We start from the raw sequence: 15,098 nt of genomic DNA, 5'->3' as shown, positions 1-15,098 counted from the left end.
GTGTTCATCTAACCACCGAGTACAGCGTCAACGCCAGGTCCAAGCATCCTAAATTTATCTCACAAAGGAGAATTCAATGACTACGCGAATCCAGAAATCCTTCTTATCATTGACACTTGTCACCGCTCTTCTGCTCTCTCTGTTCTCATCCATGGCCGCAGCTGCAACTAAGGACGAGCAACAAGCTAAGGCAGCGCCAAAGAGTAAGATCCAATCCTATGTAGACGAAATGCAGCCCGGATGGAACCTTGGCAATACTTTAGATGCTACAGGTGAGGATGAAACCTCCTGGGGCAATCCACGTGTGACCCAAGAACTTATTAAAAAGATCGCCGCTCAAGGCTATAAAAGCATTCGGATTCCTGTGACCTGGGATACTCACATGGGTGCGGCACCAGACTATACCCTAGAAAAGGCCTACCTCGACCGTGTGGAAGAAGTTGTCGGCTGGGCACTGGACGCCAAGCTTTATGTCATGATTAATGTCCATCATGATTCCTGGCTATGGGTAAGCCATATGGAAGAAAAACACGATGAAACGCTGGCGCGTTATAATTCAGCCTGGACTCAAATTGCCGATCGCTTCAAGGACAAACCCGATAAGCTGATGTTCGAGAGCATAAATGAACCTCGATTCACCGATGGTGGAAGTACGGACGAAGCAAAAATGGAGCAAATGCTTACTGAACTCAATAACTCCTTCTATCAAATCGTGCGGAAATCCGGTGGAAAAAACGACCTTCGCCCACTTGTATTGCCTTCACTAGAGTCTTCACCTACGCAAACAAGAATGGATCATCTCTATAAGACGATTACGGCTCTGAACGATCCAAATATTATTGCGACCGTTCACTTCTATGGCTTCTGGCCTTTTAGTGTGAACATTGCCGGCTACACCACGTTTGAAAAAGATACAAAAAACGATATCACTCAAACTTTTGATAACGTTTACAATACATTTGTAGCTAAAGGCATCCCTGTCATCGTCGGCGAATTTGGTTTATTAGGTTTCGATAAAGACACGGGTGTGATTGAACAGGGCGAGAAGCTTAAATTCTTTGAGTATCTGACTTATTATTTGAAAGAAAAGAAAATGACTTCCATGCTCTGGGATAACGGACAGCATTTCAACCGTAAAACTTATAAGTGGTCTGATCCTGAACTCCACAATGTATTAATGTCTGGTCTGAAGGAGCGTTCCTCCAGCACCGAAAGCGATTTGGTCTACCTAAAAAAAGGTGCACAAATCAAAGATACCAAGGTTAAGCTAAACCTGAACGGCAATAAGCTAACCACCATTAGTGCCAACGGAAAGTATCTGACCAAAGGTAAAGATTACACCTTAAATGGTGAGGAGCTCACCATCAAAGCCAGCCAACTCAAAAAGCTCACAGCTTCCCAAAAATACGGTGAAAATGCCGTGCTGACTCTGAAATTCAACAAGGGTGTTGCGTGGAGACTTAAGGTGATTGTGTATGACACAGCTAAATTAAGCGATGCAAAAGGCACGACTGAATCCTTTGCCATTCCGACCACCTTTAATGGTAACCAGCTTGCCACAATGGAAGCTGTATATACCGCTGGTGGCAATGCAGGTCCGCAGGACTGGACTCCATTTAAGGAATTCGGCAATACCTTCTCACCTTCTTATAACACTAAAGAAATCAAGCTGCTTCCCGCGTTCTTTAAAGATGTTAAAGACGGCGAGGTAATCCTGAAGTTCCACTTCTGGAATGGGGATATCATCACCTACAAGATCACGAAGAGCGGAACAAACGTTGTAGGAAAGTCCTCTTAACCCCCCGTCCTGTTAACAACACAAATAGGGGTGTCCTTCGCAGGAACATCCCTATTTGTATTGTACCGATCACATATAAACCTCGTCATACGAAATTATCATCAACCGATAAATTAAATAAACGCCAAGATAGGCTCCGGTAATAAGAAACATTGGATTTAAAAATATCGCATGGATCGAGGTCATAAATACAGCATGATCTCTTAATATTTCGTAAATTGCCAAGGCAGAAATATTTCCAAAGATAATCGTACTTAAGATCGAAACAACATTGAAAACTATACGCCACTTTATGGATTTCCCCTGTAACATCAGCATAACAATGGGAACAAGAATACTACCAAGTACGATTAGAAATTTCATCCAGCTCACCTCGGTAATTTTTTAATCGTCCAGTTCCACACTTTCGATTTGTCCGTCTGCATTTACCGTCCACTCGATTTCAACGCCATTGTTCAATCCGAGCTTGTCTTCATCTTCAATGACTATATGATCAGGAATCGTTAAGGTTTGCTCTTTACCGCCCTCCACTTGAACAGTAACCTGTTTACCCTTAACCGCAGTGATCCTTCCGTCATATTCAATCTGCTGCAAAACAATCTTTTGATTCGGATCTGTGATGGTGACCCGCTTGCCTCCGTCAGTTAGCAGCTCAACCTTTTTATGATAGTTATCTTTTAACGAAACCTCCTTGATAACTCTCTGAATGCTAACCCCCTCTGGAAGTTTCCCAGTATTTGAGCCGGGTGACGCAGATGTTAGAGGTTGTTCTGTTGCGTTATTCGTAGGTACAGGTGTAGTTGCTTCTGCAGAAGGTGCTGCGGTTTCTACTTGAGCTGTTGGAGTAGGCACTTGAGTCTCATCCGCTGCTTTAGTGCAACCACTTAGCAATACCGTACATGCACAAATACAACAAAGAATTGTAGCCCTGGTAAAACGTTGTGTTGTTCCTTTATTCGATATCATCTTTTACCCCCGCATTTTAATGTATTTTTTTCTCTATAGTGGACATAGTTTTACCTCTTATCTTCCTTTTATTCACCAGAATATGGCCATCTGAAAGCAACAGTTAGATAACAATTCATGAATATGTCAAAAAACCGCCCTGATTTAGATCAGTGGCGGTCTCCATGAAATGATGAGATAAATTAGATCCTATTAATTTACAATATGTGTGCCAGCCTGTTGGCTCATCGCAGCTTTCATATTTTCCGGATTGGTAATGATAACTCTGCGTCCCTCTTTTTTCAAAAAGCTAAGACTTGCTTCAATTTTAGGCTGCATACTGCCAGCAGGAAAATGACCCTGCTCCGCATATACCAACATTTCTGCCGCTGTAACTTCTTCAAGAGCCTTCTGCTCAGGCGTACCGAAATTCACACATACCTGAGGAACTCCTGTTGTAATGATAAGAGATTCTGCATCGATCTGTTCGGCCAGCAGACTTGTAGCAAAGTCTTTGTCAATGACCGCATCGATACCTTCGTAGGTATTATTTTCGGTTTTGATCACAGGAATCCCGCCTCCGCCAACAGCGATTACCACATAACCCGTCTCAATGAGTGATTTAATGACGTCTTTTTCAACGATATCAATCGGCTTAGGCGATGGAACAACACGGCGGTAACCTCGACCTGAATCCTCAATGATGACCCAATCTGGCTTGGCACGCTTCATCTCCTCTGCTTGCTCAAGCGTGAAGAAGGAGCCCACTGGTTTCGAGGGAGACTGAAAATTCGGATCATTTTTGCTAACCTCGACCTGAGTAATGACTGTGGCAACCTTTTTGTCTAATCTGCGATGAATGAATTCATTTGTTAAGGCCTGCTGAATTAAATAGCCTATGCCCCCTTGCGTGCCCGCCACGCAATTGACCAGCGGAGTAACATCCATTCCAGTGACTTCCGAAGCCACCTCGCTTCGTCTCAGCTCGAATCCAACCTGTGGACCGTTGCCGTGAGTAACCACCACATCGTTGCCTGCTTGCACCAGATCAGCGATATTGACAGCAATTTCACGTACTGCCTCAGATTGATCCTCTATAGAATCGCGGCCATTGTCTTTCACCAATGAATTACCGCCAATGGCTACAACTATAAATTTACTCATTCCATTCCTCCTGACGGATCAGTTGATCCTCATTTATTAGCGTTTAAGGGCCAGCTGAAATTGTTCCTTCGCGAAGTGAAAATCCGGATTGGCAGGATTATAGCTGATAGCAATATCTATTTCTTGAATGGCCATTTCATGATCACCAAGTAAACCAAGTGACTGTGCCTTATGATGATGATATAAAGGATTGCTCGGATCGTTAGCAATTGCGTTCTCAATCGCCTCAACTGCCTCTTGATGCCGGCCAAGTGATCTCAGGCTGTTCGCCTTATGAAACGAGAAATCATACCGTTCAGGCTGCTGTTCCAGAAGCTGATCCATAACTTTAACCGCTTCCTCATGCCTGCCCAACTCTCTTAAATAATTGGATTTATGATAGCGGAAGAAGCTTTCGCCAGGATCGCGTTCTATCGCTTTATCATACTCTGCTAACGCTTGCTCGGATCGCTTCATCATTCGGTAGGCATTTGCGGTGTAGAAATAGAAATCAAGGTCATCCGGATCGATAGTAAGTGCCTGTTGATAGGCTGCCAGAGCTTCCTCATATCTCCCGAGTTCCCCTAAGAAGTATCCTTTATAGTAATAGAAGTCTGAATTATTACTGTCCTCTTGCATTGCATGTTCCATAACCAAACTCGCTTTCAGGAAATCCTCTGCCCGAGCTAGCTCTTGAGCGCTTTGAATACTTGGATGAATCGTTAGCTTTTCTTTATTGAGAATACGGATGACCCTCTCCTGTCCCAGCTCTTCTGCATGCTGCAACGATGATTTGCCGTCACGATCCGGCAATTGAACATCCGCTCCAGCATCCACCAACAACTGAATAATATCGGAGTATAAACGGCCACCATTCCCGAGAATTACTGCCTCCAACAAGGCAGACCATCCCAGATTGTTCATATGGTTAACTGCAACGCCTGCTTCCAAGCATTTCTGAACAGTTCTTAGATACCCCTTCTCGCTGGAAGGAAGCAGTGTAGTTCCCCCAAAACGATTTACACTGGTTGTATCCGCACCTGCGGCAAGAGTTAAAGACAGAATCTCATGGAATCCATTGGCACCGGCACACAGGTAGGGTGATAACATAGTGATATCTCTTGCATTCACGTCACTGCCTGCTTCAATCAGCTTTTGAGCGAGAGGAATATGATTTTTTTGCGTTGCCGCCATCAGCGCAGTACGACCACTGGCATCCTTATGATGAACATCGGCACCACGAGCTAAAAGCTGTTCTACGGCAGCTAAATCCCCGCGATCCGCTGCTTGAATTAAATCTTCTGACAGAGTTTGATTAGTCATGGCTTTAGCTCTCCTATTTCTTTTTATCAATTATTTATTCGGATTGCAGCTTGTTCGCTGGGTCACGAAGGTCTGAAAAATGCTTATAAACAAATAATCCTGCAACCATCAAATAGGCGTATACGAACGGCATAAGTGAAGCTTGAGCAAATCCAACAGTCGGCGCGTGAATGATCCCAAATAAAGATAGGCCAGACGCGATTACAGCAAAGACAGCAGCCCGCAGTGGTTTATTCAGGATAGAGAAAATAGTGATGGAGCCCCAAATCAAGCTGCTAAGCGGTGCACCATTTCCTAAATGCATCAGGCCGTTGTAATAAACCCCTTTACTTAATAAGAGATCAATCCCCACCTTAGAAGCCGAAGTTTCAGCCGCATTAAAAATGTTGTTCGCAAGCGTTAAAGCCCAGTTAGCAATCCATGGGAACAAGGTGATAAAGATAACGGGAACTTCATTTTTAGGTGTCTCTCGAACCACCTGATTCGCCGTAACGACCCCGACATAGACCAGAATCGGAACAATCGCCACAACAGGTATGATAGACAACAGCAGTGCCCCTATACCAAAGAGACAAATAATTAACATGGAGAAACCAGAAGCTATGGTATAACCAAGTCCAGCCCCAATAGATTTCCAGCCTGCATGACCAATGTACACAGTTACCGGGAACGGATTACCTGTAAAAGCACCAATACTTGAAGCAACCCCGTTCGTTAGCATGACGTTACGAGTGTTATAAGGATCTCCCGCAGCATGTGCGCTCTCAATATTTTCAAGGTCAAAAATATAATTCGCCAGTCCCAATGGAATTGCAGAAGCCAGGTATGGCAAGGCATGCGGAATCCCTTGAATTAAGCTGGTAATATGCACCTCAGGTGGATTAAACCCCAGTGTTGAAAGAGCCGTTGTGATCGCTTCTGGATTCTGCAAGCCGAATATCCAAGCCAGCGCGGTTCCTGCAATCAGCAGCAGGAATCCTGTAGGAATTTTTTTGAATATCGGCGATTTGCCAAACCAGTTAATAAAGATGATCACAAGTACAACAAAAGCAACAACTGGTGTTTCGAAGGATTGCAGCATCGGGTTCATGGCCAGCAATAACAATCCAAGTCCAGATAAACAAGATAAAAGTACGGTTCTTGGAATAACCTTACGCAGCACATCTCCCAGAAATGAGCCGACAATAAGGATCAAAGCTTCGAACAGGCACCATACGAGACCAATTTGCAGCGCAAATGATGCATCATTGGTTTCTCTAAATACGGGAATTAACACTAGAAAAGTTACCGTAAAAATCGATGGAGCACTAGGTCCTGAAGGTAATGCGGTTATATCCGTTCGGCCTGTTTTTTTGGCTAGCTGATATCCAAACCAGCCATAAGCAATACTTGCGATAAAAATCGCGAGTCCAAACGCAGGAACGACTCTGCCGTAAACCATACCTTCCGGAAATCCTACTACAAAAATTAACAGTGAAATCATCGTAAGCAGATTGGTTAAATTGTTAGCAAGCAACCCGAAAAACGCGGCCCAATCTCCCTTTTTCCAGAACATCTTCATAAATACTTGATCCATAATAAATCTCCCCCTAGATCGTTAGCGCTTACATACCAATGGCTTATGAAGCCCTCAGGCCCTTGAATAGGCCTGAAGGGCGGGTGGTTCTATGAATGCATGCTCTGGCTAAAAGCGAGAATGGCTTGCTCGAAACACTCGATTGGAGGATGAGTGATTCCGGCTCCAATCATTCCGATACCTGGATCCTTATGGGCAATAGCCGTGTTGATCACTGGCATAATGCTGGTTTGACCCACTTTACGAATATCGATTCCAGTAGGAATTCCGCGGAAGTTCAACAAAGGAATCGTCACATTTGGATTCTCCGTTGTAGTGATTTCCTTCATTTTCACAGAATAGTTCATGGCATCATCTACGGTTCCCCCAACTAATGCTACAATCGCCGGCGCGGTTGCCATGGCGAAGCCACCTATACCATACGTTTCGGTAATCGCACTGTCACCGATATCGAGACCCGAATCTTCCGGCTTATACCCTGCAAACATCGGTCCGACAACCTTTTGCGCAGGGCCGGTAAACCAGGTATTGCCTGGCATTCCACTGACACGAATACCGAATTCCACGCCATTGCGGGCCATCGTTGTTACGATGGTGCTATGCTCGATGCCATGGGCAGCATCAAGCGCACATTTACAAAGAGCCATCCAGGTTGGTCCGGAGAAATAATCACTCATAGCCACAAAATCGAACACTTCGATTTTCTGCTCATTAGTAAAATCCGTTCTCAGGATAAGCGGCGTTAATGCCTGAATCAAAAGAGTCGTTCCAGCGTTGTTGCGGTTATGGCATTCATCTCCCATATGGAGCGCCTGTGATAACATGAGCCGTAGATCAATGCCGTTCTCAGAGAACTTCATCGCCTCACGCAGCATCGGTCCAAGCACATCTCTCATCCAGATCAAACGGGCAACGACCGTTTCATCGTTTGCACCCATCCGCAAGATTTTCGACAGTTGCTCACTAAGGTTCGTATAAGCGATGTTGCCATACGTTTTATTCTCTACAATGTGCATGAACATAGAGGCTGAGGTTACCCCTGCCATGGACCCCACACAATTATGCTCGTGACAAGGGGAGAACGTAATCTCACCTGATGCCGCTAGTTCGGCAGCTTCATCCAGATCCTTCGCCAAGCCCTCAAAGACCAAAGCGCCGGTAACTGCACCTTTCATGGGACCACTCATCTTATCCCAGGTAATCGGAGGCCCTGCATGTAATATCGTAGTCTTAGTCATCCCTGGTACGACATTGATCGCTTGATCAAAACCAACCAATACCGGTTGTGAATTCACGATTCGCTCTACAGCCAGCTTGTTGGCAGCCTCAATCTTTGCAGCAATCCCCTCTTGCTCTAACGCATCCAGTGCGGCAATTAATTCGGGCTTACCTCCACCAGGTGGCTTCCATTCCAGATGGGTTACGTTGCCTTTTTGCTTCAGGATATCATCCTTGAACATTTCTAGGCCGACATTGATAACGTGAAGTTCACTCTTAAATAACTCATTGATTCTGCTCATGTTATACTCCCTTCTCTACAAAACCTCTGGCAAGAAGTCCTGCATTCGTATTACTGCTTGCATAGGTAACGCCCGCGGATACCAACTTATCAAGCTGTTCTTGGACGGAAGGTGTATCCAGATCGGTTCCAAGTACATAGCCGACAATCTCCAAATGTCTGCCTTCTTGTTCCGCTGCTTGCTTAGCCTCAATAATTGCAGGCACCATAACACCTACTGGATCCTCATGCGATCCATAGCCTAATACAAAATCCATAATGATCACGCCCACCGCCGGGTCCTTTGCTTCCTGCTTGAATCTGGCAATCCGTGAAGAAGGATCAATCATCGGATGTGGTTTGCCGTTAGTGAACCCATCATCCCCAAAGTCAATAAATGTATGTCCTTGGCTGATATGGATATCACCCAGCTGATATTCCGAATCTTTTGGAATGTTGCTATAGACATCGTCGTATTTCTCCATCGCTAGATACATTGCTTCATCACATAAAGTACCGCCGCAGAATAAACCACGAATATACTTCTGTTCTGGCTTCAGCTTGACCTTAATCTCTTCAATCAGCGGAAGGTTTAGCGGATGCTTGTCAATTTGACTCTCATCAATGCCGGATAGAATTACCGCCTTTAGCGCGGCCTCTTTGGTTGTTTTGGCAAAATGTCCACCTGCTTCCAGAACAGCTTCCTCCGTTCCTCCGATAAAGCAGACCACGACAGGCTTATGCATATTTTTGATTTCATTCAGCACTTTTTGTTCCACACTTTTGGCGGGTGGCTTGGAAATCAACACAATGACCTTAGTGGCTTCGTCTTCGTTAAGCGCTTTCATAGCATCAAGCATCATTACTCCGCCGACACGTTCACTTAGGTCTCTGCCGCCTGTGCCAATCAACTGTGAGATGCCTCCGCCAAAATCGTGAATCCGCACGCTGATTTCCTGACTTCCTGTGCCGGATGCACCCACGATGCCGATATTGCCTTTACGAACCTTATTGGCAAAACATAAGGCCATATTTCCAATGATCGCGGTTCCGCAATCCGGCCCCATCATCAGCAATCCACGCTCATGTGCTATTTTTTTTAATTCAATTTCGTCTTCTACGCTTACGTTGTCACTGAACATCATGACATGGAGATTATTCTCCAGCGCTTTTCTTGCTTCTCTGGCTGCAAACGCTCCGTTGACTGAAATCACTGCAAGATTAGCTACTGTCATATTCTTCACTGCCGACTCAATTGTTGGATATTTAAGCGCTGTACCACCAACTGCACTGTCTTTTTTAATAAACAGCTCTTCGATTGCTTCAAAGGCAACTTCAGCCAGTTCAGGGGATGCTGCTTTGATTACGATCATCAGGTCACTATTCTTAGCTTCCTCTAGCTCAGGGGTTATCAGCCCTACATTCGCTAATACCTCTTTATTCATTTGAGTAGCCATTGCGATAAAAGCTTGTTCGACACCCTCTATTTGATTCGCTTTGGTCGACAACGACATGAGCGAGACGGAATCAAAGTATGTGTTTCTTTTAATTACTATTTTAGTCGACATATCTTACCTCCAACGTTGTTCTAGATTAAGATCCAAACCGCTAATGATCCCCAAGGCAATATCTGTTCCGGAAGAAGAACCTATATCCAGCACTGCCGATAAGCCAAGAAGCATATTTTCCTTACTCTCATACATGAGCGAATGCAGCAACTGACCCATTGACTCTCTCACCTGACCCCAAGCCGCTTTTTTCAGAGCCATATAGCTTATTTGATTCGTTAATTCAGCTGCTTCGTTCACGACTTCCCTGCACCACGGCTGATATTTACTAATAGGACTCTGAGGCAGATGGATCACAGCAAACAATCCAACTAAAAAATCATCTCCCGACGGAGTCAGCCCTGGGCCTAATCCCATTAGTCGAATTGCATAATGAGCAGCATCTTCCATGCTGTCATTCGCCAAGGCATTCAGAAGACCTGAAGATCGCTCTTCCAGCAGCCGCATCGTTTCTCTCTCAAAGCTGCTAGAACCCGCAAACTGCTTCATACCGCCTGGTTTTCCATAGCTATTGATATAAGCTTTTGCCGCAGCCAAATTATCTCTTAGCGTCTTTAGTTCTATTGGAAAAATAGATAAAGAGCTCTGCCAAACTGTCAGTTCCTTGATCGATATTGAAAGCTTAGTGCCAATATATAATTGATCATTCTCCGCAAAAACTTCTTCTCCCACAACCAGTCCAAGATCCGAAAAACTACTAACCTCTGTGATCAAAGTATTAGGCGCATTATCTATCCTACTGCTCGCAATGGTATATAATTCATCAGTTGTCTTGCACCTTACATTTATCGTCCGCTCAAATATGCTGTGTACATTTCCGAAAAATCTTGATTCTCGAATCCGATGAAAGAACGCGCTATCACTGGATATTCCAGCTTTTAAATAAGAGGTACACTTGCTCTGAGAATGCTCCGTTTGATCGCCCCCTTGAGAAGGAAGTAGATAATGGTTTGGTCACTTACTGTCAGGTTATCCTATATAGAAAGCGTTCTCATAAAAAAACCTTAACGGTTGATGATGAATGATAGAAGATGTTACACTCAGTTCATAAAATTCTAAGAATGATGAAGACTGAGCTGCTTTCTGTGTGAAAAAGGATATTTTTGTGAAATATATCACAGTTTAACGGATAAACGTTACCTGACACCCTTATTGTAGTCCTCCGCACACTGGGGGTCATCATACAAGAACACTAAAAACAACAAGTAATCACTATGCACATTGCACAATGGGCGAAGATGAGAGGTGTGAATTGATGCTAACGATAAAAGATATCTTACAAATCAAATCCATCGAAGGCATAAAGATCGTTGCGGGGCATTCTGGCCTAAACAATCAAATCTCCGTAGTTAATATCATCGAGAATCCGGACGTATTTGACTGGCTGACCTCGAACGAGCTGCTTTTATCCACCGGATATATCTTCAAAGACAGCACGGAGCTGCAGAACAAATTCATTCATGAGCTGGTGGAGAATAACTGTGCAGGACTCTGCATCAAAATGAAGCGATATTTCGATGCTATCCCGCAGAATATGATCGAGCTTGCTGATAAGCATGGACTCCCGCTACTGGAGCTCCCTTTTGAATACACCTTGTCCAGAGTCATTGCGATCATTAACGAAAAGACCAACGCGGATTACGATGCTGTGAACCGACGCTCGCTCGACCTTCATAATGCGCTGTTCAAAATCGCACTCGAAGGAGGCGGTATTGAGCAAATATCGGCGGAATTGTCCGACACGATCCATAACCCTGTTCTTATATTAGATAGAGACTGGAACCTACTCTGCTATACAGATCATAAGGATAACCCATCTCCACTTCAGGAATTCCTGCCACTGGTGAAGAACAGGCCAGTTTTTCCACCAGAGTTCACGGTAGCTTTTCCAAAGTATATTACTGAAATCAAAAAATCCATCAAACGCACCTACTATTCTCAGGGACAGCCGTACAAGTGCTGCATTATGCCGGTTTCTGTATCCAGTAACGCTTACGCGTATATCGTCGTTCTGCAAACGGTACGCAAGCTGGTTGAATTTGACTACACCGCATTAGAGCATGTATCCACGATGCTTGCACTGGACCGGATCAAAGCCAAGGAAATCGAAGAGGTAAAGCATAAAATTAGGCAGGACTTCTTCGACGACTTATTAGCTGGCAATATTACTTCAACAGAAACACTGCATTCCCTATCTGCTATGCATGGGCTTAAAGTTAACTATGCGTATTACTGTACAGTTATCCATATTGAAGCTACACAGCTGGAAAACTACACGGACATGGTTTATAGAAAATACGAAATGGAGCATATGGTCAAAAAATGTGTCAATTTGATCTATGGCTTGTCCAGTAATGCAGGTGGAGAGCTAATCTGTTACTATCGCAATCAGCAAATCATCATCTTGATCGGAAAAAATGAAAATAAACCGCCAATTTCCGTAAGCGATACGAAAGCCTTTGCTCAAGAGGTGCTGCAGTTGCTGGCTCAGGAAATGACTAAAAATCATTTTCTCATCGGCATTGGCAGTCAGTATAAGACACTTGCTTCGCTCCATCGAAGCTTCTTCGAGGCCCAGGAAGCTATGCGGCTCATGCAGCGGTTTAATAAAGACAGCCGGAGCATTGCTCACTTCGAGGATTATTCTGTCTATCATTTTTTGGATTCCAATATTAAGCCTACGGAAATGGAGACATTCTTTAACAAAGTTCTGGGAGGCATCTATGAACATGACCAGACGATGAACACGAGATTCATGTCTACCTTGGAGTACTATTTTATGTACAATCAGAATGTAACCGAAGCCGCCAAAGCGATGTTTATTCACCGCAACACCTTTATTTACCGGATTGATAAAATCAAAGATTTGCTAAATATAGATCTGAAAAACTCAGATGAGTTATTCGAGATTCAACTGGCACTTAACCTCTATCGATTGCTGCAAAGGGGTTAAAATAACGAAGGGTATTCCCGGCAACTATTACTCTAGTTGCACTGGAATACCCTTCTTTTCATAACGTCATAGCCCGTCCATATCTTGCTAAATATTCTTCCTTCTCCTTATAATCCGGCATTAGGCTTCCAACCCGTCGCCAAAAGGAGCGATCATGGTTCATATGCAGCAAATGACATAACTCATGGATGATCACATAATCGATAACCTCCACGGGAGCCATGGCCAGACGATAGTTAAAGGTTAGCTTTTTATCGGAGCTGCAGCTTCCCCATTTGGTCCTGGACTCTACAATCTCGATACTCTTAGGTTTTACTCTAAGCTGCGTCTGGTACCTAGTGATCCGCTCTCCTATAAGCTTCTTGCAGCTAGAGAAATAGAACTTTTTCAGCTTTAACTGAAGTTGTTCTTCACTTAGCTCCGCTGTCTCTATAAGCTCATGCAGAGAATAATATTTGCCTAGATACAGGAACTTTCCTTCATCTTCGTACGCTCTGATCATCTTTGGTGTTTCACGAGCCGCTTCGAGACTTTGCAGCTTCTCCACAATCATTTTTCCATTACGCTCAACCACACTTTTAATCGTCTCTTCAGATGTTTTCTTAGGTACCTTGAGTGTTATGCGCCCTGACGAATCTATATGAATGGAGATTTTTTTCCCGTTTCCATATTGAACATTAAACTCGATCACCTGATTGTCGTAATCAATCTTCATACCCACCATCGTTTCTATAAGATTATTCGCAATAAAAAAGAAGAACGCACCTAGGCGTTCTCCTATTTTAACACGATTCCTCAATACACCGGATATCCCGCTACAAACATTGCCAAGTACAGTATACTACCCACAACAGATATAACAGTGAGTGCAACATCCTTCGGCTTTTCATTAGTGAGCGCAACGGCAGCAAAAGCTAGCGGAAAGGCAACAAGCAAATAACGCGGGGCTGACAGCAGCCAAGTAGCTCCCACTACGAAAGCAAAATACACGATAAAATAAGCAGTGTAGGATGGCCGTAGTTTTCTTGCTCCCATTAACATGATAATTAGTGCTGAGAATATAGCGATTAAATTAGGCAGCCACATGCCGAGAAAAGAACGGCTATCTCCACTTTTAAAGGTGCCCACCGCATATTCCATCTGATATCTTACGGTATCGAAAAAGAGATAGAACTTCTGTGACCAATGCTCCCTCTGGTAAATACTGAACTGAAAAGCATTTCCCGTAACATAGTAGTTGATGTAAAGATAAGCCAGCAAACCCATCGATATGATAGCAAGACAGCCAATGGCGGTGGTCAGTTTATGTATAAACGCTTTTTTCTCTAGTAATTTATAATTCCCGATAAGTTCTCGTGCAAATTCAATCGCAACCGGTACAATCAACAGTACCCCTGGAGAACGCGTATACGCTGCAAGTGCACCGCATAAACATCCGATGAGCCATTCTTTTTTTCTCACAAAATATAAACACAACAGCGATAAGGCCAGAAATAAAGATTCGGTCATTGGGATGAAGAAAAAGAACGCAGCCGGAAATATAAAAATATACTTTACTACTCGCATAGCACTCTTTCGATGCATGTCTAGTGCGGCAAGCTCATAGGCGACCAAGGCAGCGACAAGCGAGCAAATATTAGAAACGATGAATCCAGCGACGAGATAATTCCCTACGAATACCTGAACTACTTTAATTAGATTTGGAAAAAAAGGAAAAAACACAATATGGTATTTCGGATCTCCCTCCGTCACATACCAATTCTCCGCGATGCCCAAATAATGTGAAGCGTCGATCCCCGATATATGCCAGGTCTCAGCTATTTTGCTAAACAAACCACCGGAATAGCCATTCTGTATGATCAAAAATATATACCCGATAATCATAAGCAAGACCCTACTAGCCACAACCCAGCCGATAATATATAGCCAAGCCTGCTTTCTGTCCCGTATTTTATCTTCCAGAGTTACTTCAGGTGCTGTACTTGTCAGAACAAAATCTGTCAAAACAGGTATAGTGCGGAGTCCCAATAATACAAAAAGTACGAAACAGGCCACGGAAGCAAGGGTACCCATCATAGACCAACTAGTGGTCGAGTTTACCCAGAAAATAGCCGTCACCATCATAATGAACATGAAGATGAAGGAAATGATTTTGTCGTGCTTTTTCATTTGAACCTCCAAAGATAAATTCTTACAATAATCTAGTTAAAAAAGGAAAATATTACGCATAGAAATATAATAGTCTCTGGAATTTTTTTTGTAAATCATTTCTTAGATCATCATAGATTCTAAAA

At 43.7% G+C, this 15,098-nt stretch carries 12 protein-coding genes; 2 read left to right on the top strand and 10 right to left on the bottom strand.

Annotated features, from left to right (window positions below):
* Window positions 1-76: 76 nt before the first annotated feature.
* Window positions 77-1,798: a cellulase family glycosylhydrolase gene (locus tag MHH50_RS03870; RefSeq protein WP_340033973.1), complete on the top strand. Its 1,722-nt coding sequence runs from the start codon at window positions 77-79 to the stop codon at window positions 1,796-1,798.
* A 69-nt stretch (window positions 1,799-1,867) separates the two neighbouring features.
* Here the strand turns inward: MHH50_RS03870 and MHH50_RS03865 are convergent, their stop codons facing one another.
* From MHH50_RS03865 to MHH50_RS03830, 8 genes are all read right to left on the bottom strand, one after another.
* A complete protein-coding gene (locus MHH50_RS03865; RefSeq protein WP_340034579.1) occupies window positions 1,868-2,161 on the bottom strand; it encodes a transposase in 294 nt (97 codons plus the stop codon).
* 21 nt (window positions 2,162-2,182) lie between these two features.
* The gene (locus MHH50_RS03860) at window positions 2,183-2,764 is read right to left on the bottom strand and encodes a hypothetical protein (protein WP_076305183.1); all 582 of its coding nucleotides are present in this window, start codon (window positions 2,762-2,764) and stop codon (window positions 2,183-2,185) included.
* 192 nt (window positions 2,765-2,956) lie between these two features.
* Window positions 2,957-3,907 carry a carbamate kinase gene (arcC, locus tag MHH50_RS03855; protein ID WP_076105343.1) on the bottom strand — a complete coding sequence of 317 codons (951 nt, stop codon included), beginning with the start codon at window positions 3,905-3,907 and terminating at the stop codon, window positions 2,957-2,959.
* Between the two features lie 36 nt (window positions 3,908-3,943).
* Window positions 3,944-5,209 (bottom strand): tetratricopeptide repeat protein, encoded by a 1,266-nt coding sequence (locus MHH50_RS03850; RefSeq protein WP_076308505.1) that lies wholly within the window; start codon window positions 5,207-5,209, stop codon window positions 3,944-3,946.
* A gap of 34 nt (window positions 5,210-5,243) precedes the next feature.
* Window positions 5,244-6,785: a hypothetical protein gene (locus tag MHH50_RS03845; protein ID WP_036684876.1), complete on the bottom strand. Its 1,542-nt coding sequence runs from the start codon at window positions 6,783-6,785 to the stop codon at window positions 5,244-5,246.
* An 89-nt stretch (window positions 6,786-6,874) separates the two neighbouring features.
* The gene (locus MHH50_RS03840) at window positions 6,875-8,305 is read right to left on the bottom strand and encodes a DUF1116 domain-containing protein (protein WP_076098692.1); all 1,431 of its coding nucleotides are present in this window, start codon (window positions 8,303-8,305) and stop codon (window positions 6,875-6,877) included.
* A gap of 1 nt (window position 8,306) precedes the next feature.
* Window positions 8,307-9,851, bottom strand: a complete 1,545-nt coding sequence (gene fdrA / locus MHH50_RS03835; protein ID WP_340033972.1) for an acyl-CoA synthetase FdrA — start codon at window positions 9,849-9,851, stop codon at window positions 8,307-8,309.
* A gap of 3 nt (window positions 9,852-9,854) precedes the next feature.
* Window positions 9,855-10,565 (bottom strand): DUF2877 domain-containing protein, encoded by a 711-nt coding sequence (locus tag MHH50_RS03830; RefSeq protein ID WP_081388315.1) that lies wholly within the window; start codon window positions 10,563-10,565, stop codon window positions 9,855-9,857.
* Between the two features lie 541 nt (window positions 10,566-11,106).
* On the opposite strand from MHH50_RS03830, the gene MHH50_RS03825 reads away from it, so the two are divergent.
* The gene (locus tag MHH50_RS03825) at window positions 11,107-12,804 is read left to right on the top strand and encodes a PucR family transcriptional regulator ligand-binding domain-containing protein (protein ID WP_339189592.1); all 1,698 of its coding nucleotides are present in this window, start codon (window positions 11,107-11,109) and stop codon (window positions 12,802-12,804) included.
* 58 nt (window positions 12,805-12,862) lie between these two features.
* Here MHH50_RS03825 and MHH50_RS03820 read toward each other — a convergent pair whose 3' ends face one another.
* Both MHH50_RS03820 and MHH50_RS03815 read right to left on the bottom strand, forming a co-directional pair.
* Complete coding sequence (locus MHH50_RS03820; protein WP_038574107.1) at window positions 12,863-13,519, bottom strand: SprT family zinc-dependent metalloprotease; 657 nt, start codon at window positions 13,517-13,519, stop codon at window positions 12,863-12,865.
* 80 nt (window positions 13,520-13,599) lie between these two features.
* Window positions 13,600-14,973 carry a hypothetical protein gene (locus tag MHH50_RS03815; protein WP_340033970.1) on the bottom strand — a complete coding sequence of 458 codons (1,374 nt, stop codon included), beginning with the start codon at window positions 14,971-14,973 and terminating at the stop codon, window positions 13,600-13,602.
* Window positions 14,974-15,098: the final 125 nt, after the last annotated feature.

The sequence above is a fragment of the Paenibacillus sp. FSL H3-0302 genome (genome assembly GCF_037982245.1).
Lineage (GTDB): Bacteria > Bacillota > Bacilli > Paenibacillales > Paenibacillaceae > Paenibacillus_AQ > Paenibacillus_AQ odorifer.
Note: the sequence above shows the minus strand (reverse complement) of the source record. Positions and strands in the feature narration are given on the sequence as shown.

What these genes read in the sequence shown, in the direction of transcription:
- MHH50_RS03870 (WP_340033973.1), top strand. Translation starts at nt 77, where the DNA reads ATGACTACGCGAATCCAGAAATCCTTCTTATCATTGACACTTGTCACC.
- MHH50_RS03865 (WP_340034579.1), bottom strand. Translation starts at nt 2,161, where the DNA reads ATGAAATTTCTAATCGTACTTGGTAGTATTCTTGTTCCCATTGTTATG.
- MHH50_RS03860 (WP_076305183.1), bottom strand. Translation starts at nt 2,764, where the DNA reads ATGATATCGAATAAAGGAACAACACAACGTTTTACCAGGGCTACAATT.
- arcC (WP_076105343.1), bottom strand. Translation starts at nt 3,907, where the DNA reads ATGAGTAAATTTATAGTTGTAGCCATTGGCGGTAATTCATTGGTGAAA.
- MHH50_RS03850 (WP_076308505.1), bottom strand. Translation starts at nt 5,209, where the DNA reads ATGACTAATCAAACTCTGTCAGAAGATTTAATTCAAGCAGCGGATCGC.
- MHH50_RS03845 (WP_036684876.1), bottom strand. Translation starts at nt 6,785, where the DNA reads ATGGATCAAGTATTTATGAAGATGTTCTGGAAAAAGGGAGATTGGGCC.
- MHH50_RS03840 (WP_076098692.1), bottom strand. Translation starts at nt 8,305, where the DNA reads ATGAGCAGAATCAATGAGTTATTTAAGAGTGAACTTCACGTTATCAAT.
- fdrA (WP_340033972.1), bottom strand. Translation starts at nt 9,851, where the DNA reads ATGTCGACTAAAATAGTAATTAAAAGAAACACATACTTTGATTCCGTC.
- MHH50_RS03825 (WP_339189592.1), top strand. Translation starts at nt 11,107, where the DNA reads ATGCTAACGATAAAAGATATCTTACAAATCAAATCCATCGAAGGCATA.
- MHH50_RS03820 (WP_038574107.1), bottom strand. Translation starts at nt 13,519, where the DNA reads ATGAAGATTGATTACGACAATCAGGTGATCGAGTTTAATGTTCAATAT.
- MHH50_RS03815 (WP_340033970.1), bottom strand. Translation starts at nt 14,973, where the DNA reads ATGAAAAAGCACGACAAAATCATTTCCTTCATCTTCATGTTCATTATG.